Genomic DNA, 19,267 nt, shown 5'->3' with positions numbered 1-19,267 from the left:
TCGATTCCCCCACCGATTCCGGCTCCCCTTTGCCGGCAGGGCGGGTGCCGGTGTCAACAAGGCGTGATCGGGCCATTGGTGGGGGAACCGCTTGGCGGGGCCACGCAACACCTTGAGAATCCTTTGCATGACAATTCTGCGTAGCACTACACGTGTCGCCGCTGTTGCCGCAGCGGCCGCCGGCATGTTCGTCTTCGCGGCATCGCCCGCGAGTGCCTTCTCGCAGTCGTGGGGGTCGGGCTCCTATCACGCCAGCGCGGATTTCGTGCCCTCCTCCGGCAGTATCCGGATCGGTGGCAGCGGCTGCGCGGGCGGCGCCGCCCGCAGCTTCTACACCCAGCTCGTCAAGACCAACGGCAGCTCGAAGGTCTTCTCCAGCTACAGCTACGGGGCGGACGGGCAGTACCAGACCGACCCCCGCGGCATCGGCGTGAGCACCAGCACGGCCTACTACCTGCGCTGGTACGGGAAGAACAACAGCGGCGGTGACGCCTCGGCCCCCTGCGCGTCGGCCCACACCGCCTAGACCGGGCACTTCGGGTAGCAGACCGGCCGGCCGGTCCCGGGGAAACACCCGGGGCCGGCCGTGCTCCACGGATACGGGAAGGAACGCAGTGACTCTGCGGTGGCGCCGCCTCGCCGGTTCGTTCTGTCTCATGACGGCTCTTACGGGGTGCACGGACGCGGGGTCGGCCTCCGAGCAGGCCCCCTCCCGTACGGTCCTGGGCCAGCGGCACGTTGCCGTGATCGGCCAGGGCGCGATGGAGGGCACCAGCTGGCGGGTGGACCTCGTCTCCGCGGACGGGAAACTCTGCACGCAGGCCACCGTCGGCGAAAAACCGGCCGGCAGTGGCTGCGAACCTCCGGTTTCGAAGGAGGTCCCGGTCAATATCGCCCTCGACGGGCTGGATTCCAGCGTGCTCCTGGTTTATGGAGCGGCGGATCCCAGTATCGCCCGCCTTGTGGCACGTTCTACGTCCGGTGAATCTCAGGCCATCGATATCACGGCACACGAGGGAAAGGCCTTCTTTGCGTACGCCTCGAAGCCGGGGACCGCGGACGACCTGATGGCATTTGACTCCGGAGGCCAACAGGTATTCTCCGCCGCCGAAAAGATTCGGGAGTTCCAAACCCCGGCCGGATGACCCGACTCGGCAAACCTGTGGCGCACGCGCACCGTCCCGGGCCAGGATTCGGGTATGCGCGATGTCCGGAGTGATCCCGAGTTGCAGGAGCTGGTTCGGCGGTTCGTCACGCCTGATCGGCGATACCTTCGGTTGGGCGGGAGCCTTCACCGGCTGAGCGCGGTCGAGCGTTCCGCGTTTCTGCAGGATCTGGCTCAGGCCGCCTACGAGATCACTCCCGCGGAGCTCGGCATCCTCTTCGAGGGTGGCTGGCGCGAGTGCAAGACTGCCGCCTGGCTGGTCGCTGTGGCCCACAGGACCGAGTTCCGCGACCTCATCGGCCGGCTTCTGCTGGCCAGCGGGGGGCCGTACGCGGGCACGGCGTACTGCGTCGCCCTCGCGAGGTTCGGCACTGCTGCGGATGTCGAACTGCTCAGCGCCTACCTTGATCACTACTTGTCGCGTCCCGACCTCGACTACGACCAGCCGACCGTCCTCGGGACCCTCCTGTACCTCGACGGGGTGCTCGGCTCCGACTCCGCAGCGCGGTTCATCGCCCCGGGAGGCCCCTGGGAGCAGTGGCTCGAAGCCCGGGTCGCGGCGGCCCTCGACCCACACGACTGCCGGCAGGGCATACGGCAACTCTGCGCTTTCCTCGACGAGACCGCGGAGATCTTCACCCCGCTGAATGATGGGCGCCGGCAGCCATGACCGAGCGAGACATCATCCTCAACGAACTCGCCCAGGGCCTGCGCCCGATGTCACAGGGCATCGAGTGGTTCGACACACACGACCCGCAGGAGCAGTCCGAGGTGCTCCTGTTCCTGCGCCATCACTGCATGCAGGCCCGCGCCGTCACCGAAGACGGACCGGAAAGCATCCGCCGCGCCGGGCTGCGCCCGACGCACACGCCCGCGGTTCTGATCACCCGCGGCCCGATGGACCGGCAACTGGGGTAGATCGCCGACCTCACCCCTGTCGACGAACGCCGCAAGGCGTTCCGGCTACTGGTCGCGGTACTCGCGGTCGCGGACGAACGGCGCCGCGAACGCTTCTGCTCCGACGGATGCGGTCACTGGTGGCATCGGCTGCCCGCCACCGGCGGGTGACGACGAGTCCCCGGGCCGCGGGTTGGAGCCGCTTACCACCTCGCTGCCGAAGGCGTCGCCGCGAAACCGTACGAGCTCCTGCGCCGAGCCCTGCAGCGGTCGTCGAGAGTGGCCGTCGCCAAGTTCGCCAGGTCGCCCGGCGCAACCGCGAGCTCCTGGGCCTGCTCCGCATCCTCGACGACGAGCTGCGGAAAACCCGTTGGACGGGATGGTGGGGCGATGTCACAGTCTGGCTGTGATCATGACCAGAGGTTCTTCCGTACCTGTTCCGTTGCCCGACGGCCTCGTCCTGCGAGAGGCGAGGCCCGCAGATCTTGACCAGATCGCCGCGCTCCTGTCCGAGCGCGGTGAGCCGGACGACGCTGTCGACCACCGGCTGGTTGTCACCGACCCCGACGCGGGCTGGTCCGCCTGTGCCGTGGTTGTCGACGGCGACCGGGTCGTGTCCACCGCGACGCTCCTCGACGAGGAGGTGTGTATCGGAGGCGTCCGCCTGCCCGCCGGCCAGGTGGAACTGGTCGCCACCGAGAGCGAATACGAGGGCCGCGGGCTCGTAAGGGCGCTCATGCACTGGGCTCACGAGCGTTCTGCCGCCCGTGGCCACGTCGTCCAGGCGATGATCGGAATCCCGTACTTCTACCGGCTGTTCGGCTATGAGTACGCCATCGACGTACCGCAGGCCCTGAACGTGAAGGCCTTGCCGCCTGGCGATGGAACGGCCACGCTCCGTGCCGCCCGGCCCTCCGACATCCCCGCCATGGCTGCCCTGCAGGCCTCGGCCCAGAGCGGGTTCGATGTGACCATGCCGCACTCGGAGGCGTGCTGGCGATGGCTCCTGGACCATGAGTCGAGCAACCTGTGGGTTCTCGAGCAGGCCGACACGGTCATCGCCACCGCGCGCACCACGCCTCCCGGTGAGGAGATGCTCCTGGCCGAGGCCGCAGCACGCGACGAGGCGGCGGCACGGGACCTCCTGAGCGGCGTTGCCGCCCTGGCACCCGGCGGCCAGATACGGATCGTCCATCGGGCAGGCACCGTGACGGGCAACGCGTGGCAGGAGTTCATCGAGCACGAACCGCACCGGAATGCAGAGCAGTACTACATCCGCGTCCCGGATGTCGCAGCGCTGCTCGACAGGCTGCGTCCGCTGTTCTGGCAGCGCCTTGCCAAGGCCGGGATCGACCGCACCGGCCGGGACATCGTCATCTCCACCTTCGGCGCCCACCACCGGATTCCGGTTCTCGCCGACGGGCTCGGTGAGGTCGTCACCGGCGGCGCGATGCAGTCGCCGGGAGTGGCGGGAGGCGTCGGGCTGGCGCCGGACTATCTGGCCGCCCTGCTGTTCGGCCCGCACGGACTCGAGGGGCTGACCCGGATCCGCCCCGACGTCTACGCCGCGGACGAGGAGCTGTTCCAGGTGCTTTTCCCTCCGCTCACTGCCGACGTACTGAGCTACTACCTCCCGTTCTAGTGAACTGAGTCGGAGGTTCGGGAGGTGTGGATGCCGTCGGCGCGCAGCATGCGGATGTGGTCCAGGCCAGTCATGGTGTGCTCCGTCCCGTACACGGCCGCGCAGCAGGCGACCGCGGGGATGATGAGGTACACCGTGGTCCACTGCGCATCGTCCGGGGTGCCGGTGTCGGGCAACATGCCGCGTTCGGCGTAATCGAGGGTTCGGAGTGGCTTCCTCCTCACGCTGTGACGGTCGGTCACGCTCGTGTCAGGAGGCCCGTGTGCACAGGTCCCGTGGGTGGGTGGCGCCGCAGAGGGCGCCCGGAGGCGGGCGGTGAGGCGCACCAGCCCGGACGAGCCCCTCGCGCTCGCCCCCGAAGAAGGCTTCCGGCATGCCGTGCCGCCGGCGTGGATGCGGTGGCTGCCGTTCGTCTATGTGGCCTTCGTCCTCCTCCTGGAGATCACCCTCCAAGAGGAGTGGGCGGTGAGCTTCTTCCTCATCGCCCTGCCCGCGATCGCCGCGTACGCCTACGGGCCGGTCGCGGTGGCCGCGTTCACCGTGTTCGCGATCCTCCTGGAATGTGCCATCGCCGCGATCGCCCACCACCTTGGGGAGAACCACCACGTCACCGCCGACATCGCCACCGCCCTCGTCGGTATCCTCGCGACGGCGCTCGCCGCGCACCGCAGCCGCCAGGAACGCAGCCTCGTCCACGCCAACTCGGTCGCCGAGGCTCTGATGCGGGCCTTGCTGCGCCCGGTGCCGCACCAGGTCGGGCGCGTGCTGGCGGCCAGCCTGTACCGGCCGAGCGAGGTCGGGACCATGGTGGGCGGCGACCTCTTCGACATCCGCGTCACCCATGCCGGGGAGCGTGCCATCATCGGCGACGTACGCGGCAAGGGGCTCCAGGCGGTCCGTACGGTCGCGGCGGTCCTCGGAAGCTTCCGCGAAGCCGCGTACGAAGCCGAGGACCTGCCCACCCTCGCCGCCAGACTGGAACGGCGGCTGACCCGGGAGGCCGAGGACATCCCGGACGAGGAACTGTTCGCGACGGCCCTGCTCATCGAGTTCGACAGCCTGGCGCAGCGGGTGACGCTGACCAACCACGGGCACGTCGAGCCGGTGCTGATCTCCGGCGGCGAGGTGCGCATGCTGGAGGGTCCGCCGGCGCTGCCGCTCGGCCTGGGTGGTCTGGCTGCTGTCGAGGCGCCGGTGGCGTGGAGTCACCGCTTCGCCCGGGGTGATGTGTTGCTGCTGGTCACGGACGGGCTGGTGGAGGCCCGCGACACCAGCGGCGACTTCTACCCGCTGGTGGACCGGCTCCGAGACCGCTTCGGGGGCCGCCCGGCACCAGGCCCCGCCGACGTCGTCAACTTCCTCAACACCGACCTCCCTCGTCACGCCCGCAACCTCCACGACGACGTCGCGATGCTCGCGATCGCCCCGCACGGCCACATCTGACGCAACCAAGCCGCTGGTCTCGCCCGGACCCCGACAGGCTCGGAGGACAGCACGTCCAGCGGGGCACGCACCGGCACCTACCGGACCACAACCACCAGCCACCGGACCGGCGCGGTGCGCTCGGCGACGCCGGTCGCGACACGGCCGGCTACTCAGGCACAAACGAGTAGCTGCGCCCATAACGCCTCCTCTGCGCCGGCCCTACCGTGGGCGCCATGAGCACCGATCAGCTGACCGTCACCGACCGACTCGACCGACTCGACCGCGCGATGGGCGGACACCAGACCGGCATGGCATCCCTCGTACTGGGTGCCTGCGCGTTCCTGGCGCTCGGCACCCTGCCGGTCGCGCCGTACCTCGTCCTCCTCGCCCTGCCGCTCGGTATCGCCGCCGTCGTGTCCGGCGTCCGCGCGCTGCGGCGCGGCGTGGCCGCACCGTCCGGGCGGACCGCGTCCGTCACGGGGATCGCACTCGGCTCGCTGGGAGTCCTGGGCTGGGCGGCCCTGATGGTCCTCTGGTACCTGGTGGACCAAGCCGTGAGCCGCTGACCGAACAGGGTGGCGGGCCACGGCCTGTCATCAGCCGTCCTTCTACTCGGCGAACCCCGTGGCTTGGCCGGCGCGATCCTCGTGCGGCCGTCCGAATGTTCGCGATGCAGGTGCTCAGAGCGGGACCTGGCCTGGGCCTGCTGGAGAAGATTGCTACCAGGACCGGCACGGGCGGCTTCCACCGCCTGGCGGACTTCGGCATGAGTGGTGCCTTCCACCTCGACTTTCTCTGCGCCAGTGGGAAGCGGGTGAAGGCGTGTGCTTCAGGTGCGAGCGGGTTCGAAGTCGATCACGACCATCTTCTCCAACTGGTATCCGTCGAGTTCGGGGGAGTTCCAGTACTCGCCGTGACGGATCTGATGGAACCTGAACGTCGCGTTGGTCTCGTTTGCGGCGACGATGCAGCGCACTGGGCCGGGCCGCTCAAGCCCGTAGACGAGCTGACCGAACTCCAGAGCGAATGCGATGCCGTGGAGGAGCAAGATCCGCTGATCGTCCTCCGTGATCTGCGGAGCATCATCGACGAGAGCCACATGAACGGGAACGTGGTCCTCCAGGTGGAAGGAACTGTCGGAGCACTCCCAGGCGGTGAGGTCGTTGAAGAACGAGGGAGCGCCATCGGAGTTGCCGACGGAGTCGGCCCAGGTGAGTACCTCTCCACGGCGGCTGATCCCGCAGGCAAGCTGACCCCGCAGGCCGGGGGCAAGTCCTCCGGGCGGCGTCACGGCATTCAGTCCGGCAAGCACTCCCAGCGCCCGAACCGCGGCGTCGTTCATTTTCAGCGACAGCATGCCGTGCATGCTCGCAGCCGCTGCTCAGCCTCATCAACGGATATCAAGTCGACCTGTAGCCGGTGGTACTCGATGATGACGATCGCGCAGGATTCGGAGCTCGCTGCATTCGGATCGATCTGGGCTGTGCTGGCCGACGGGCACAACGTCGCGGACCACGTCCTCGGCCAGAGCGACCGCCAGGCGGCGAACAAGGGGGCACCGACGGCCGACGGTGTCGCTGCCGGGGCGAGCCCGCGCCGGGGCCGGGCCGCATGCCTGGCCTACGTATCGGCTCGCGAACCGGGCCAGGAACCGGGGACCCTGGCGTCGGCTTCGTTCGGTGGACTACGTTGTGGTCATGACTACCGGGACGGCCTCGCGCCACGCACGGATTGGTGACCCGGTGTTCTTTTGACCGCCGCGCGGGCCGGTGCGGGTCCGCTGTTCCATCGGGGATGTCACGCTGCTGCGCGGGCTCCACCTCCGTCGTGTTGACCACAGGTTCGATACGTCAACCACGACAGGAGAGTTCATGCCCACCAAGACGCTGCACATCCCCACTGCGGACGGCCGTGCCGATGCCTTCGCAGCCTTCCCCGAACGCGCCGGGCGGCACCCAGGCGTACTGATGTACGCGGACGGCTTCGGCCTCCGGCCCGCGCTGCGGGAGATGGCCTGCGAACTGGCCGGACACGGGTACTACGTGCTAGTCCCCAACCTCTTCTACCGGCACGGCCCTGCGCCGGTCATCGAACTCCCCGCGCACATCGGAGAAGAGGACCGGTCTGCGGTCTTCGCCCAACTGATGCCCTTGATCGAGGCCCACACGACCGAACGTGTCCTGCGAGACGCGGACGCCTACCTCCGGTTCCTCACCACCCGGCCCGAGGTCAGCGTCGGACCGGTCGCGGTGACCGGCTACTGCATCGGCGGCCTGCTGGCGGTGCGCACCGCCGCAGCCCACTGCGGCCAGGTGGCCGCCGTCGCCGGATTCCACGCCCCCGTCGGGGCCGCCGGGTCCGACACCCTGTCCCGCCTCACCGCCCCGGTCCACTTCGGCCACGCCGAATCGGATCTGACGCCCGAGGCTCTCGGCGAGCTCAACCAGGTACTGGACGCTGCGGGCGTCGACCACACCTCCGAGATCTACCCCGGCACCGTCCACGGCTTCACCATGTCCGACACCGACACCTTCAACCCCACCGCACTGCGGCTTCACTGGGACCGCCTGCTCCCTCTCCTCGATCGCGCCTTGACCCATGGCTGAGATCCCGGCCCGGAAACCAGAACTTCCCAGATGAACACCGAACCGCTCTGCTCGAATCGTCAGCTCCCCGCAGTCCGTCAAGGCCGGTATCTGAGCGGTCGCACCCGGCTCTTGGACACCTGGTAGCTACGTCTGCCTGGCACGGAATCGACTGACCTGTCGCATCAGCTTCAACACGCTGATGCGACAGGGAAACCGTCGCACTCTGGCAGTGAGTCCCATGACCCGCGCGGTCAGAGCCAACCGGACCTCAGCAGCTGTCGGACAGAAACCGGCGGGCCAACGGGCCGTGTCCCGACCACGGGTCCCGAGGGCTTCCGTCGCCCACGCCGGACGGCTCTCTGGAACCCCGCGCTCTTTTCCTCAACGGCACCGTCGGCGTCGGCAAGACGTCTGCCGTTATCGACCTGGACTGGCTGCGCCAGGCCTGGCCGGCGCCTCCGGGAGACCGCTTCAATTTCGGCATGATCCAAAGGCGACTCGTGCGGCGCCACGAGAACGAGCCCGATGCGTTGCGATGGAGCCTTGCCAGGGCCGGCGAACTGGCTGAAATCCTGGACCAAGCAGCAGTCGATGACTTCACCGTGGACGCCGCTCTGCTCTCGGTTGGCGAGGTCGCCACTGACGTGGTCAAGAGAGCTGGCTGGCTCTGACGCAGTGGCTGCCCCGGGCAGTTCTTGATCGCTGGTCATGCTCGTGTGGTGGGGGATGCGTCTTGTGCGGCGGTCGAGACACCACCACCCTGAGCACCGAGCCCGCCTCTTCCGACTTGGTGCGGCGCTCGGCCACTTCACCAGTGACCGTTGACCGGAGCAAGGAGTCTGGACATGAAGACCTGTAGCTTCTGCGCCATCGCCGCCGGGGAGGCCCCGGCCGTCGTCGTCCGAGAGTGGCCCGATGCCCTCGCGATCCGCCCGCGCAGCGGTGGCGTGAACGACGGGCACGTCTTCGTTCTGCCGCGCGTCCACGTCCAGGACGCCGGCACCGACCCGGACGTGACTGTCGCCGTGATGCGGCGGGCCGCCGAGCTGATGGCCGAGCTCCCGGCCGCGAACCTGATCACGTCGAAGGGGGCTGCGGCGACGCAGAGCGTCCTTCACCTTCACGTCCACGTGGTGCCCCGCCAGGCCGAGGACGGTCTGCCCCTGCCCTGGACCCCGTAGCACGCCGCCCGCGTCGCCGCGCAGACCGGAGCCACCTCGTGACCGGCACCACCACCCTGGTCATGGCCCGCGAGCCCATCCCGGCCGCCGGCCCGTCCGTCTTCCTCGCCGGGCCCACGCAGGACAAGAGCGCGCCCGTCCCGTCCTGGCGGCCCGTGGCCCTGCGCGCGCTGCCCGAGCAGTGGCTCGGCCACCGGTCGCTGACAGTCCTTAGCCCGGAGTCCCGGCACGGCGAACGGGCCGACACCCTGCCGGGGATGACGACGAACGTGGAGTTCGGCCTGGACGTGTCGACGGGCAGGGCGGTGTTGGGCTGCCCGCCGGATTGCCCCAACCCGGAGAGGAACAGGTACTTGATCCACGTGGCCCGCCGCCACTGTGTGCCGGTGTGCACCACCCTCACCGGCACAGTGGCTGCAGCGCTCGCCCTGGTCCCCGCCGAGGACAACCCAGTAGCCGAACACGAGCTCCTTCGATGAACCGTCGCGTGTTCCACCAGTGCGCTGCGACGCCCCGCACCGCGATGCTCGCCGCCGTGCGCGACCCGGAACCCGCGGCCGCACCGTCCTGGCACGGCCCCAGCGCGCGCGTCTCGGTGAGGTGCTTTCCGCTCGCCGGCTGAACGCAGGAGGATTGACCGGTCGCAGCTGGCGGCTCAGGCCGGATGCAGCACACCCATGGCGATCTCACGCACGCGGCCCAGCGTGATCCCGGTGCGCTGTTCGACGGCGAGCGGGTGGTCGGTGGGCTCCAGCTGGATGCGGGGCCGCTTGCCCACCGCTCGTGTGTGGGCGTTGGTCTTCAGGTCGGTGGTGCTCTCCGGGTAGAGCGCGAGTTCGGTACTGAGCCAGCCGAAGTACGGCTTTTCGGCCTCGCGGCCCTCCGTGTTCCACACCTCGAGTGCACGGGCGAAATTGTCCCTGCTCAGAGAGACCCAGACGCCCCAGGAGAAGACGTCCTGGCTGCCGATCACAGGTATCTCGATCAGACCGCCGATGAAGAAGTGCTGGCCCTTGATCACGCACTGGTCGGACGACAGCATGCTGTCCGGATCGCTCTCGAGGCTGGGATCCCAGACGTCAGGAGCCATGGCCGAGTAGCTCATGGGGAGCTCTGTGTGGTGGTCGCCGCAGCATGAGCAGGTGAAACCGAGATCCTTAGACATGACGCAAGCCTAGCGAGCATCTCCACAGGGGTTACCCCGCACCATCGTCAAGGTCGGAGCTTCCGTGCCTGCGGGTCAAAGCAGTTGAGGCCCATCGACGAAGCGACATCCGCCACGTGGAGGGAGGCCTCGTCGGCCATGCTCCAGCGCATGGGGAAGTAGATCAACGGGCCACGGGACGCGGGCTTTCCCGATCAGTGGAGCGGTTGACCACGGTGAGGCGTCATCGTCGCCTTCGGCGACATCCGGCCACCGTTCCAAGAGCACGGCGACGAAGGCCGCTATGCGCTCAGCCGGAGGAACCGCAGGCTCTTCCGTGTCGATGAAGCGGTCGTACAGATCGCTGAGGCAACGGGCCGCAGCAGCGTCATCCACCGGCCGCTCGCCCTCCCACACAGCAAGGTCACAGCTCATGGGCGCAGCCTGCCACGCCTCACCGACAGCCGGACCGGCGAGCCAGATCATTCGCGAGAGAGACCGCATCGGCTGAGAGGGGACAGCCCCGTCTGGTGAACCCTGACCGGTCTCGCTGCTGGTCGGCGCATCGCCAGCCTCCTGGGCAGCCAAGGTTCGTCGAGACGGGACACTGGCAGACCCCGCGGCCGTCGGCAGCGCTGTGGCACGGAGTCGTCCCGGGAGGGACGCCGGGTGAGAGCGCTGCTGGAGACCGGCTGCCGGTCTGCCGCACAGCGGCGTGACCCAACCCGGCCAGCGCTTCCGCGCACAGGCCGCATGGCGGCGGTCAGCGGCGAGGTGCCGGGAAGCCCCCGGCACCTCGTGGGCGTCGCCGGTCTCACCGACGGCGGCCTCGCGACTGGTGCCAGGTTCACAAGGACCGTCTGGATGATTTGTGGCCGGTCCCCAAGGCTCAGAACCTCGTTCGCGATGGCCACGATCCCCCAAGGGTCCTGCTTGCCACGCACCTCACTGGCCGCGGCCGAGAGACTTCTCCAAGCGGGCAGCCGGAGTGCCGGTACGCGGTCAGGGTGCGCAGGCGGGGCAAGTCGACGACGGGGGCAAGGGTGAGCGGTGCACCGTCCCACACGCCGACGGACAGGACCTGGCGCGCGGGAAGGTGTTCGCCAAGACCGGCGCGGCCGTCGGAGGCGACGCCCTCAACGACCGGCTGGCCGTCGGCGCCATCACGATCGCCGGCTACCTCGACAAGGGCGGCGGCCGCTGCGACACCTTCTGCACCTTCTACGCGGGAGTCAACGGCGCCTCCACCCCGACCGCCGACCCCCGCCTACATCCTCACCATCGCCAACGGCCTCGCCCTGGTCGCCGCCTACCTCCAGGAATCCCCCTGCCGCGGTGAGGGGGGTGCGGGGCTCTCGTCGAGGAATCCGCCCGACTGGTGCTGCCACAGCTTCGCGTACGTGCCCTTGCAGGCCAGCAGCTCGTGGTGCGTGCCCTGTTCGACGATGCGGCCGCGGTCGAGGACGACGAGCCGGTCCATGTGGGCCACCGTGCTCAGCCGGTGCGCGACCACGAGGGCGGTCCGCCCCTCCATGAGACGCCACAGCGCCTCCTGTACGAGGATCTCGCTCTCGGAGTCCAGGGCGCTGGTCGCCTCGTCCAGCAGCAGGATCGGCGCGTCGCGCAGGATCGCCCGGGCCAGCGCGACCCGCTGGCGCTGCCCGCCCGACAGCTTGACCCCGCGCTCGCCGACCATCGTGTCGAGGCCGTCGGGCAGCGCGTCGGCGAACTCCGTGACGTGCGCCGCCTCGGCCGCGCACCGGATCTCGGCCTCGGTGGCGCCGGGCCGGGCGAAGGCGATGTTCTCCCGCAGGGTGCGGTGGAACATCGCCGGGTCCTGCGGGACGTACGCCATCAGGTCGCGCAGATCGCGCTGGCGCAGCCTGCTGATGTCCCGGCCCCCGATCAGGATCCGGCCCGCGTCGATGTCCGTCATCCGCAGCAGCAGCCGGGTGAGCGTGGTCTTGCCGCCACCGGAGCGGCCCACCAGCCCGATCTTCGCCCCGCTGGGCACGTCCAGGTCGAGCCCCTCGAACAGCGGCTCCGCGCCCGCGTGGGCGAAGCCCACCTTCTCGAAGCGCACCTCGCCGGCCCGGTCCGGCTCCGGCACCGGCTCGGGGGAGTGCGGGTCGAGTACGGTCGCCGGCGTCAGCAGCAGCTGCGTGAACTGCGCGGCCTCCGTCATCGAGCTCTCCAGGCGGCGGTAGATCTGGTTGAACTCGAACATGATCCGGGTGGCGTTGGAGAAGTACGTGAACGCGACCACGACCGCCTCCACCCCGTGCCCGCTTCCGCCCACGCCCCCGCCCCCGCCGCCCCCGCCGCCCCCGGCGATCGTGACGGCGATCAGCAGGCCCAGCGCGTTGGTCACGACGGACATCGGTGCGACCAGGGTGTCGATGCGCAGGTTGCCGTAGTCCCACGACCGCAGCGTGAGCGCGCGCGACTGCGCGACCCGGGACCGGTGCTCGGCCGCCTCGCGCTCCTCCGCGGCGAACGCGCGGACCGTGTCCATGTTCATCAGACTGTCGGAGACGTGCCCCGACACCCGGGCGATCGCCTCCTCGCGCCGGGCGACGAGCGCCTGGCGCCGCCGGACGAGCGGCAGTACGCACGCCCCCGTCACCGCGATCATCGCCAGGAGCGCCACGACGAGCAGCGGTTCGTAGTGCCAGAGCACTACCGACCCGAACAGCAGCGGTACGAACCGGCCCACGACCGAGAAGGTCAGCGCGTCGACGAACTCCTCGAAGCGGGAGGCGAAGCTCAGCACCCGCTTGGTCAGCGACCCGGCGAAGTTGTCGTGGAAGAACGCGGCGTCCTTCGCGAACAGCTCGTCCATGCCGACGATGTACAGCCGTTCGATGCCGAGGGCGTCGAGCCGGTTCAGGCAGTGCAGGCCGAGGCGCCACGCCGCTTCCGAGAGCAGCAGGACACCGGCGAAGCCCAGGACGTACGGGAGGCAGGCGCCGAGGCCGAGCCCGGCGCCGCCCGCGATGCGCCCGACCAGCTTCGCGACGACCAGCGGGGCGATGTAGTTGATGCCGATGTTGCCGAGGGCGGGCATCAGCATGGCGGGCGCGGTCAGCCACCGCAGCCGCGCCAACTCCCGCCCGTAGTAGCGGAGCGCGAGGACCACCGGCCCTCTGCCTGGCGGACCCCCTCGTGATGGAGACGCTTTCATGGCCACCCTACGTAGTCGCTTGCTTACGGAAGTCGCAGTCTCCCGCGATGCCGTCCGCGCCGTCCAAGCGTTTTCCGTGTGGGTGACAACCGCCCCGTATCCGGCCGGCGGCCGGCCCGCCATCCGCCCGGGGGCACCGCGAGGGCGAGGCCGGACAGCCGCCGCAGGGCGGTGCCGATCGCGATCTGGCCCTCCAGACGGGCCAGACGGGCCGGCGGTGCCCCCAGGGGCCGTCGAACCGCCATGCCCGGCGGGACGGGCGTTGATCAGCGGGTTGGGAACGAAGCCAGAGCCAGATCCCACTGGTCAGCTGCGCGAAGCAGTGCAGCCGCATCCACCCGGAACTCCAAGAAGTACTGGTAGATGTCCGGCCGGTCAGCGCCCTGCCTCGGCAGTCGTCACCGTGCCTCTGATGACCAGCCAGTTGTCGTCGTAGCGGTTGCCCCGGGCCGTGGCGAACTGATAGCGCAGCGGGCGAAGCTCGACACTGTTCGCGCGGTCACTCAAGAGCATTGCCGCAGGATGTCATGGGCCCTCCTGGCGGTGAACGGGGCCGGCCGAGTTCAAGGCGATGCTGTGTCAGGCGGGGGCGTGCCCTCTCGCCTTGACTGGCGTTGATCAACGCGTCATCCGATCAACGGAGGGGAAACCGATGAAGAAGCTCAGCATGGCCGCTACCGTTGCCGGCCTGATCCTGGCCGGTGTGACAGCGCCCCAGGCGATGGCCGCCGACGAACCGCACCCCGTCACCAAGGAATGCCCCGGTGCCAACCAGTACTACGGGGACGCCGACTTCACGCAGTTCTGGGAATGCTCCAACGGCATCGCCTACCGCTTTGACTGCCCCGCCGGCCTGCACTGGGACCTCAACTTGCTGACCTGCAACTACCCCGAACAGGCCAACCGAGTCGAAGGCGACCACCTCCACGGCTAGCAACCCCTCGACGGCCCCGGATCTCCGGACCCGGGGCCGGCAGCGCCTCGTAGGCAGCGGGAAGCCGAACCGTCGGGTAGCCGTCGTGGTTGGCCTGAGGGAGCGCCGTGGGTAGCGGGGGCATGTCAGTGCCTGCTGGCACGATGCGTACATGGATCTCGTACACCCGCTCGACGGCCTGGATGCCCGGCCCTGGTCTGCCCTCTCCCACGCGTACGGCAGCGCGGAGGACGTTCCCGATCTGCTGCGGGCTCTGACGGGCGCGGACGCGGATGCGGCGGATGAGGCGTTGTCCGAGCTGTACGGGAGCGTTCTCCACCAGGGGACGGTCTACGCCGCCAGCGCGCAGGCGGTGCCGTTCCTCGCCGGGATCGCGGCGGCCGGCCACCGCACGGCAGATGTCCTGGCGCTGCTCGGCGGCATGGCCGAGAGCGAGGACGAGGACGGCGTGGCACCGGGCGCGGTCCGGGCGGCCGTGGCGGACCGGCTCCCGTTGCTACTGCCCCTGTTGGCCTCCCCGGAGCCCGAGATCCGCCGGACCGCGGCCTGGGCGGTGTCCCACACCCGCGCGACCGCGATTGCGCTCCCCGCCCTCCGCGCGCGCTGGGACGAGGAACCCGAACCCTCCGTGCGCGCTGAGGTCCTGGCCGGTATCGCACGGCTCGACCCGCAGGGCGGAGCGGCGGCGGCCGCCGCCGTCCTGGACCCAGCCGGCCGAGGTCCGCATGGCCGCCGTCTTCGCCTCCCTCGACGCAGGCGCACCGTGGACCGAGCCCATGCACACGACGATGCTGTCCCTTCTGCCCGCCGACCCCCTGCGCTCTGATCTCGACCTCGACCTCGACCTCGACCTCGAGCGCGGCGAGCCGCTGGCCGCCGTCGTCGAGGCGCTCCTGGGCCGGGGTAGCCGCACGGAGCGCAAGGTGGCGTTCGCGCTGGTCGACGCAGCCCTGCACGACGCTCGGGCCGAGGTGCGAGCCGAAGGCCTCTGGGCGGCCGACCGCGCCTGCATGCTGTCCCGCAGTGCCCCGCGAAGGCTGGTGTGGAACCTGCGAGCGGCGGCCGTCGACGAGGAGTCGGTGGTCGCCATGTCGTCCCTCCTGGGCCGGCTGGGCAGCGTCGCCGCACCGGCCGCGGACATCCTCGCCCCCCTCGCCGGACGGAACCCGGACCACGACGACGCCCCTGCGGACCGGGCCCTGGCCGCGCTCGTACTGGTGGCGCCCGCGCAGTCGGCCCCGCTGCTGGCCGCCGGCCTCGGGCGGCGCCCGCGGGCCCTCGATGCCGCCTCCGGGTTCCGGAGCCCGGAGGACTCCGCCTTCCCGTACAGCGGCGAACTCCTCGACGCGGTCCGGGACCGTCTTGCCCGACCCGAGGCCCTGAGCGGCAACGAACCCAGGCAGTTGACGAACCTGCTGGCGGGCTGGGGCGCCGAGGCAGCCCCGGCATTGCCCGAGCTGTGCGCGGCGCTCCCGCACTTTCCCGGCCAGGCCGCCCCGGCGATCGCTTCCGTCGCCGCCGACTGCGCCCCGACGGACCGCGCCCGGGCCGTCACCTCGTTGCGGGCGGTGGCGGCCGAGCAGGGATCCCTCCCCGCGGCGAAGGCCCTCCACGACCTCGACGGCGAGATCGCCCCCCTGCTGCACTGCCTCGAACAGGACCTCCGGAGCGGCGCCGGCCAGCTCCGGGAGGCCGCCAGGATGGCTGGTGCGCTCGGTCCCCGGGCAGCGGCGCTTGCGCCTGCCCTGCGCGAGGCGCTCAGCGGCACGGACGGCGACTCCACGCCCGCGCTGGATACGGACACGGCCCTCGCCGAGGCTCTGTGGCGTGTCACGGGGGACGCGGACGCGGTGGTTGCCGTTCTGGACTCGGTCTTCGAGCGCGCCGAACAGAACCCCTGGTCCAGGTGGTCCGTCGTGCGGGCCGCCCGCGCGACGGTCCTCCTCGGCCCCGCGGGACGGCCGCTCGCCGCCCGCCTGAAAGCCGCCCTCGACGATCCGGCACAGGCGGCGGCCGCGGTGCTGGCCCTCACGGCCGTGGGCGAACCCGCCTCGCTGGACCGCACCGCGCTCGCCCTGCGGTCGGCGGAATCCGACGCCGACCCGGAGGGTGCCTGCGATGCCCTGGAAGCAATCGGCCCCGACGCATTGACCGGCGACCACGTGCGCCGACTTGCCGCTCTCGCCGACGGCGACGCCCGGGTGGTCCGCTCGGGAGTCGAAGATCGTGTCATCCGCCAGGACGAAGCCCTCCGAAACCGCGCCCGGGTACTCCTCACCGCCTGCCCCGCCTCCGCAACACCCTGACCCGTCGCGCACCTCCGTAACGCCTACGCCATCCCACGGAAGCACGGTCGCGGCCAACTGGAAGGTTCTGCCCGCTCTTCCGTGACGAGTACGCCAGTCAGCGGGGAGTCACAGTGGGGTGAGGCGTTCAGTCGCACAGTCTCCGGGCCGGCCTTCCCCGAAGACGGCGCGGGCCCTGGCAGCGGAAATCCGGGTGCGGCGCGTGGGGCGGGGCTGGTGTTTCCTGGGGAATGGAACCGCTACCGACCCGACGCCTTGTGCTTCTCCCGCCGGACGCGGAACGGGCCCGCCGGCTCGCCGCCGGACAACCCGGTCCCGGCGACCGCCGGGCCGAGGGGTACCCCGATGCCGGGGATCGTGCCGGGACCGAACGGTACCTGCGCGTACTGGCCAACACGGGCGACCCCGCACCCCTCGGGGACACCGGCGCCGGCTACGGGCTGGGGCTCACGCGGACACGGTTCTCTGCTGCTGAACGGCTCATCGAGGCGGGTGGAGGACGAGGGTCCAGCTGTGGACGGTGTGCTTGTCGGGGCGGTCGGGGTGTCGTTCGGTGAGCGACACCGTGAGCTTGTCACCGGCCCGGTGGAGCCGGCCGTGGTAGCGCCACATCTCTTCGGGGGCCACGGGGAGCAGCTCGGCGAGGACGGTGTCCTCCAGCCGGCGGCCGACGGCCCGTAGCACCCCCGAGTCGAGGATCAGGATGGTGCCGTCCGACAGGACGAGCGGCCGCGGGGTCAGCGGATCGGTGAGCAGCGGTCCGCGTTCGACGGTGCCGCCCGGCAGGAGCCGGACCACGTGGCTGCGGGTGGGCAGGTTGCGGTCGGTCTCGACGACGCGGATGCCCGTACCGATGACGTAGTGGCCGTAGCTGCGCCAGGAGTCGACCAGGGTGCCGTCGCGGTCGTACTCCCAGGTGTCGAAGACGTCGTAGCCCTCCAGGCCGAGGAGGAAACGGCCGCTGCCCAGGGCCGCGCCGCGTTCGCCGCGCAGCTCGGTGATGAGCGTGCCGTCCGCGAGGTCGAGCAGCAGGGCGGGGCCGAGGTTGCCCCAGGGGGTGTACGCGAGGGAGTCCGTGGTGACCAGGACCCGGCCGCGGGATATGTGGGCGGCGTTGGGGACGCCGGAACAGGGTGTGGTCCAGCGGGTGTGGCCCGAGGCGTCGATGCAGCTGATCTTCCCGGCGGTGCCGTGGACGCGGAGGTCATCCCGGCGGGCGAGCGGTTCCCCCTGGCGGCGCGACGGCTCGTACGCCTGCGGGCCCGCCTTGCGTCGCTCCTGCTTCAGCACGGTGACGCGCCAGGCGCCGGAAGCCGCCCCTGGGGTACGGCCGTTCTCCTCGGGTCTCACCATGGACGCAGATGCTAGCTCGCGTCGGGCGGGCGGCGGTCCGAGCCGATCGTGGTGGACTCGGCAAGACACCGTCACCAAGCTGTGAAGGTTCTGCGGGACGCTGGTGCTCAGCCCAGCTCGGTACAGCCCACAATCCAGCCCAACCCAACCCAACCCAGCCCGGCGCACTTCGCGCTTCTCATCGGGGGGAACCACACCATGAGCACCGTACGCAGATCCGCAGTCGTCCTCGCCGCCGTATCCGCACTGGTCGCCCTGACCGCCTGTGGACCCACCGAGGACAGCGCGGGGGGCGGGGCCGGCGGGTCGACCGCAAGCCCGGCGAAGTCCGCGACGCCGTCCGCACCGTCGACGCCGGCCAAGCCGGCCGGGTCGGCCAAGCCGTCGGCGACTTCGAAGCCGACGAAACTGCCGAAGCCCACGAAGCCGTCCACCGACCCCGACTTCGACGTCTTCCCGTGCAGCACCTTCGACGTGAAATTCGCCGCGACCCTGGCGGAGCCCACGACGAGCAGCTACCTGCTGAAGATCACCAACAAGGGCACCAAGGCGTGCAGGGCACTTGGGCATCCGATCGTGACCTTCGGGGACCTGGACGGTCAGGCCACGGAGCGCGGCACGGCTCCCGGAATCGAGGACGCGATCAGGCTCGAACCGGGGGAGTCGGCGTACGCCGGGCTGATGGGCGGCGCCAACGACGGCAAGGGGAAGACCGTCAACTCGATCGCGCTGACCATGAACACGGAGTCGGATCTGGAGCAGACCCCGCTGAAGGCGTCGACGCCGGGTCTGTACGTCTCGCCCGACAAGAACTCCGTGACGGCCTGGATGGACAACGCGGAGGACGCCCTCAGCCTCTAGCGCTGTATCGCACGCGCCCCGTCGGGGCCCGCCCGGCGCCGAACCTCAGGCGAAGCGCCAGCGGGTCTGGCTGTACGGGGCCTTGCCGAAGCCGAAGACCGTGCGCGGGGCGACCGCGAAGACCACCGCCTCCCCGGCGTCGGGGTTGACGAAGACGCCGTCGCCGACGTCGAAGTGCCATTCCGCGCCGTACTTCGCCTCCCAGGCCTCGGCGAGCGCGCGCAACCGTCCGGAGTCGGTCACGCGCACCGCCTCGCCCTCGACGACCAGGTCGAGGCCGCCGTGGAGGGAGTTGCTGCCGGTGGTGAGCACGACGTTCGGATTGCCGCGGAGGTTCTCGGCCTTGCGCTCGTGCGGACCCGTGCAGAAGTGCAGCGCGCCGTCCGCCCAGACACCGATGAGCGGCGTGACGTGCGGGCGCGCGTCGGGACGTACGGTCGTGAGCCAGTACAGTTCGGCCCCGGTCAGCTCCGCCACGGCCGTCGGCCACGGGACGGCGGCCGCCTCCGCGTCGCTGTAACGCTCGTCCAACCGGATGTGGGGCATGGGTGACGGGTTCATGGGCGACGTGTTCATGGGTGACGTGT

The 19,267-nt window shown here is 70.3% G+C and carries 22 protein-coding genes and 1 pseudogene; 16 read left to right on the top strand and 7 right to left on the bottom strand.

Going from position 1 to position 19,267, the window contains the following annotated elements; all coding sequences use genetic code 11:
• Window positions 1–127: 127 nt before the first annotated feature.
• The 5 genes and pseudogenes from ACFYZ4_RS10700 to ACFYZ4_RS10680 all read left to right on the top strand — a co-directional run bounded on the left by ACFYZ4_RS10700 (window position 128) and on the right by ACFYZ4_RS10680 (window position 3,704).
• Window positions 128–526 (top strand): hypothetical protein, encoded by a 399-nt coding sequence (locus ACFYZ4_RS10700; protein WP_351591790.1) that lies wholly within the window; start codon window positions 128–130, stop codon window positions 524–526.
• 217 nt (window positions 527–743) lie between these two features.
• Window positions 744–1,145, top strand: coding sequence for a hypothetical protein (locus ACFYZ4_RS10695; protein ID WP_390783628.1), 402 nt, complete (start codon window positions 744–746; stop codon window positions 1,143–1,145).
• Between the two features lie 54 nt (window positions 1,146–1,199).
• Entirely contained in the window at window positions 1,200–1,835 is a 636-nt protein-coding gene (locus tag ACFYZ4_RS10690; protein WP_390783627.1) for a DUF6000 family protein, read from the top strand.
• Window positions 1,832–2,233: pseudogene (locus tag ACFYZ4_RS10685) on the top strand (DUF5958 family protein). Before ACFYZ4_RS10690 ends, ACFYZ4_RS10685 begins: the two are co-directional and overlap by 4 nt.
• A 271-nt stretch (window positions 2,234–2,504) precedes the next feature.
• Window positions 2,505–3,704 carry a GNAT family N-acetyltransferase gene (locus ACFYZ4_RS10680; RefSeq protein WP_351289207.1) on the top strand — a complete coding sequence of 400 codons (1,200 nt, stop codon included), beginning with the start codon at window positions 2,505–2,507 and terminating at the stop codon, window positions 3,702–3,704.
• Here the strand turns inward: ACFYZ4_RS10680 and ACFYZ4_RS10675 are convergent.
• Complete coding sequence (locus ACFYZ4_RS10675; RefSeq protein WP_351289209.1) at window positions 3,701–3,883, bottom strand: hypothetical protein; 183 nt, start codon at window positions 3,881–3,883, stop codon at window positions 3,701–3,703. The genes ACFYZ4_RS10680 and ACFYZ4_RS10675 overlap by 4 nt on opposite strands.
• Before the next feature lie 136 nt (window positions 3,884–4,019).
• Between ACFYZ4_RS10675 and ACFYZ4_RS10670 the strand changes: the two genes are divergently transcribed.
• On the top strand, window positions 4,020–5,147 hold the full coding sequence (locus ACFYZ4_RS10670; RefSeq protein WP_390783626.1) for a PP2C family protein-serine/threonine phosphatase: 1,128 nt from the start codon (window positions 4,020–4,022) through the stop codon (window positions 5,145–5,147).
• A gap of 215 nt (window positions 5,148–5,362) precedes the next feature.
• A complete protein-coding gene (locus ACFYZ4_RS10665) occupies window positions 5,363–5,695 on the top strand; it encodes a hypothetical protein (protein WP_390783625.1) in 333 nt (110 codons plus the stop codon).
• A 263-nt stretch (window positions 5,696–5,958) separates the two neighbouring features.
• Here the strand turns inward: ACFYZ4_RS10665 and ACFYZ4_RS10660 are convergent, their stop codons facing one another.
• The gene (locus tag ACFYZ4_RS10660; RefSeq protein ID WP_390783624.1) at window positions 5,959–6,495 is read right to left on the bottom strand and encodes a hypothetical protein; all 537 of its coding nucleotides are present in this window, start codon (window positions 6,493–6,495) and stop codon (window positions 5,959–5,961) included.
• Between the two features lie 505 nt (window positions 6,496–7,000).
• Here ACFYZ4_RS10660 and ACFYZ4_RS10655 point away from each other — a divergent pair.
• The 4 genes from ACFYZ4_RS10655 to ACFYZ4_RS10640 all read left to right on the top strand — a co-directional run bounded on the left by ACFYZ4_RS10655 (window position 7,001) and on the right by ACFYZ4_RS10640 (window position 9,377).
• Complete coding sequence (locus ACFYZ4_RS10655; RefSeq protein ID WP_390783623.1) at window positions 7,001–7,735, top strand: dienelactone hydrolase family protein; 735 nt, start codon at window positions 7,001–7,003, stop codon at window positions 7,733–7,735.
• A gap of 464 nt (window positions 7,736–8,199) precedes the next feature.
• Window positions 8,200–8,388, top strand: coding sequence for a hypothetical protein (locus ACFYZ4_RS10650; protein ID WP_351289221.1), 189 nt, complete (start codon window positions 8,200–8,202; stop codon window positions 8,386–8,388).
• 174 nt (window positions 8,389–8,562) lie between these two features.
• Window positions 8,563–8,898 carry an HIT family protein gene (locus ACFYZ4_RS10645; RefSeq protein WP_390783622.1) on the top strand — a complete coding sequence of 112 codons (336 nt, stop codon included), beginning with the start codon at window positions 8,563–8,565 and terminating at the stop codon, window positions 8,896–8,898.
• Window positions 8,899–8,960: 62 nt separating this feature from the next.
• On the top strand, window positions 8,961–9,377 hold the full coding sequence (locus ACFYZ4_RS10640) for a hypothetical protein (protein ID WP_390783818.1): 417 nt from the start codon (window positions 8,961–8,963) through the stop codon (window positions 9,375–9,377).
• Window positions 9,378–9,553: 176 nt separating this feature from the next.
• On the opposite strand, the gene ACFYZ4_RS10635 is transcribed toward ACFYZ4_RS10640, so the two are convergent.
• Entirely contained in the window at window positions 9,554–10,003 is a 450-nt protein-coding gene (locus tag ACFYZ4_RS10635; protein ID WP_351289301.1) for a DUF2199 domain-containing protein, read from the bottom strand.
• A 1,027-nt stretch (window positions 10,004–11,030) separates the two neighbouring features.
• Here ACFYZ4_RS10635 and ACFYZ4_RS10630 point away from each other — a divergent pair.
• Complete coding sequence (locus ACFYZ4_RS10630; protein ID WP_390783621.1) at window positions 11,031–11,381, top strand: hypothetical protein; 351 nt, start codon at window positions 11,031–11,033, stop codon at window positions 11,379–11,381.
• Here the strand turns inward: ACFYZ4_RS10630 and ACFYZ4_RS10625 are convergent.
• Together ACFYZ4_RS10625 and ACFYZ4_RS10620 are read right to left on the bottom strand one after the other, a co-directional pair.
• Entirely contained in the window at window positions 11,352–13,226 is a 1,875-nt protein-coding gene (locus ACFYZ4_RS10625; protein ID WP_390783620.1) for an ABC transporter ATP-binding protein, read from the bottom strand. The two genes, ACFYZ4_RS10630 and ACFYZ4_RS10625, sit on opposite strands and share 30 nt — an antisense overlap.
• 375 nt (window positions 13,227–13,601) lie before the next feature.
• The gene (locus tag ACFYZ4_RS10620; protein WP_390783619.1) at window positions 13,602–13,739 is read right to left on the bottom strand and encodes a hypothetical protein; all 138 of its coding nucleotides are present in this window, start codon (window positions 13,737–13,739) and stop codon (window positions 13,602–13,604) included.
• A 154-nt stretch (window positions 13,740–13,893) separates the two neighbouring features.
• On the opposite strand from ACFYZ4_RS10620, the gene ACFYZ4_RS10615 reads away from it, so the two are divergent.
• The 3 genes from ACFYZ4_RS10615 (at window position 13,894) to ACFYZ4_RS10605 (ending at window position 16,466) form a co-directional block, all read left to right on the top strand.
• Window positions 13,894–14,160 (top strand): carbohydrate-binding module family 14 protein, encoded by a 267-nt coding sequence (locus tag ACFYZ4_RS10615; protein WP_390783618.1) that lies wholly within the window; start codon window positions 13,894–13,896, stop codon window positions 14,158–14,160.
• 151 nt (window positions 14,161–14,311) lie between these two features.
• The gene (locus ACFYZ4_RS10610; RefSeq protein ID WP_390783617.1) at window positions 14,312–14,986 is read left to right on the top strand and encodes a HEAT repeat domain-containing protein; all 675 of its coding nucleotides are present in this window, start codon (window positions 14,312–14,314) and stop codon (window positions 14,984–14,986) included.
• Complete coding sequence (locus tag ACFYZ4_RS10605) at window positions 14,937–16,466, top strand: hypothetical protein (RefSeq protein ID WP_390783616.1); 1,530 nt, start codon at window positions 14,937–14,939, stop codon at window positions 16,464–16,466. Before ACFYZ4_RS10610 ends, ACFYZ4_RS10605 begins: the two co-directional genes overlap by 50 nt.
• Before the next feature lie 480 nt (window positions 16,467–16,946).
• On the opposite strand, the gene ACFYZ4_RS10600 is transcribed toward ACFYZ4_RS10605, so the two are convergent.
• Window positions 16,947–17,819, bottom strand: a complete 873-nt coding sequence (locus tag ACFYZ4_RS10600) for a hypothetical protein (protein ID WP_390783615.1) — start codon at window positions 17,817–17,819, stop codon at window positions 16,947–16,949.
• Window positions 17,820–18,017: 198 nt separating this feature from the next.
• Between ACFYZ4_RS10600 and ACFYZ4_RS10595 the strand changes: the two genes are divergently transcribed.
• Window positions 18,018–18,680: a DUF4232 domain-containing protein gene (locus tag ACFYZ4_RS10595; RefSeq protein ID WP_351289239.1), complete on the top strand. Its 663-nt coding sequence runs from the start codon at window positions 18,018–18,020 to the stop codon at window positions 18,678–18,680.
• A gap of 45 nt (window positions 18,681–18,725) precedes the next feature.
• Here ACFYZ4_RS10595 and ACFYZ4_RS10590 read toward each other — a convergent pair whose 3' ends face one another.
• Entirely contained in the window at window positions 18,726–19,256 is a 531-nt protein-coding gene (locus ACFYZ4_RS10590; protein ID WP_390783614.1) for a pyridoxamine 5'-phosphate oxidase family protein, read from the bottom strand.
• Window positions 19,257–19,267: the final 11 nt, after the last annotated feature.

The sequence above is a fragment of the Streptomyces sp. NPDC001513 genome (assembly GCF_042894695.1).
Lineage (GTDB): Bacteria > Actinomycetota > Actinomycetes > Streptomycetales > Streptomycetaceae > Streptomyces.
Note: the sequence above shows the minus strand (reverse complement) of the source record. Positions and strands in the feature narration are given on the sequence as shown.

Bases quoted from the DNA above. Each gene is read 5' to 3' on its own strand.
- ACFYZ4_RS10690 (WP_390783627.1), top strand. From the start codon at position 1,200: ATGCGCGATGTCCGGAGTGATCCCGAGTTGCAGGAGCTGGTTCGGCGG.
- ACFYZ4_RS10650 (WP_351289221.1), top strand. From the start codon at position 8,200: ATGATCCAAAGGCGACTCGTGCGGCGCCACGAGAACGAGCCCGATGCG.
- ACFYZ4_RS10615 (WP_390783618.1), top strand. From the start codon at position 13,894: ATGGCCGCTACCGTTGCCGGCCTGATCCTGGCCGGTGTGACAGCGCCC.
- ACFYZ4_RS10655 (WP_390783623.1), top strand. From the start codon at position 7,001: ATGCCCACCAAGACGCTGCACATCCCCACTGCGGACGGCCGTGCCGAT.
- ACFYZ4_RS10610 (WP_390783617.1), top strand. From the start codon at position 14,312: ATGGATCTCGTACACCCGCTCGACGGCCTGGATGCCCGGCCCTGGTCT.
- ACFYZ4_RS10590 (WP_390783614.1), bottom strand. From the start codon at position 19,256: ATGAACACGTCGCCCATGAACCCGTCACCCATGCCCCACATCCGGTTG.
- ACFYZ4_RS10660 (WP_390783624.1), bottom strand. From the start codon at position 6,495: ATGCACGGCATGCTGTCGCTGAAAATGAACGACGCCGCGGTTCGGGCG.
- ACFYZ4_RS10700 (WP_351591790.1), top strand. From the start codon at position 128: ATGACAATTCTGCGTAGCACTACACGTGTCGCCGCTGTTGCCGCAGCG.
- ACFYZ4_RS10620 (WP_390783619.1), bottom strand. From the start codon at position 13,739: ATGCTCTTGAGTGACCGCGCGAACAGTGTCGAGCTTCGCCCGCTGCGC.
- ACFYZ4_RS10605 (WP_390783616.1), top strand. From the start codon at position 14,937: ATGCACACGACGATGCTGTCCCTTCTGCCCGCCGACCCCCTGCGCTCT.
- ACFYZ4_RS10675 (WP_351289209.1), bottom strand. From the start codon at position 3,883: ATGTTGCCCGACACCGGCACCCCGGACGATGCGCAGTGGACCACGGTG.
- ACFYZ4_RS10645 (WP_390783622.1), top strand. From the start codon at position 8,563: ATGAAGACCTGTAGCTTCTGCGCCATCGCCGCCGGGGAGGCCCCGGCC.
- ACFYZ4_RS10665 (WP_390783625.1), top strand. From the start codon at position 5,363: ATGAGCACCGATCAGCTGACCGTCACCGACCGACTCGACCGACTCGAC.
- ACFYZ4_RS10600 (WP_390783615.1), bottom strand. From the start codon at position 17,819: ATGGTGAGACCCGAGGAGAACGGCCGTACCCCAGGGGCGGCTTCCGGC.
- ACFYZ4_RS10640 (WP_390783818.1), top strand. From the start codon at position 8,961: ATGGCCCGCGAGCCCATCCCGGCCGCCGGCCCGTCCGTCTTCCTCGCC.
- ACFYZ4_RS10595 (WP_351289239.1), top strand. From the start codon at position 18,018: ATGAGCACCGTACGCAGATCCGCAGTCGTCCTCGCCGCCGTATCCGCA.
- ACFYZ4_RS10635 (WP_351289301.1), bottom strand. From the start codon at position 10,003: ATGAGCTACTCGGCCATGGCTCCTGACGTCTGGGATCCCAGCCTCGAG.
- ACFYZ4_RS10625 (WP_390783620.1), bottom strand. From the start codon at position 13,226: ATGAAAGCGTCTCCATCACGAGGGGGTCCGCCAGGCAGAGGGCCGGTG.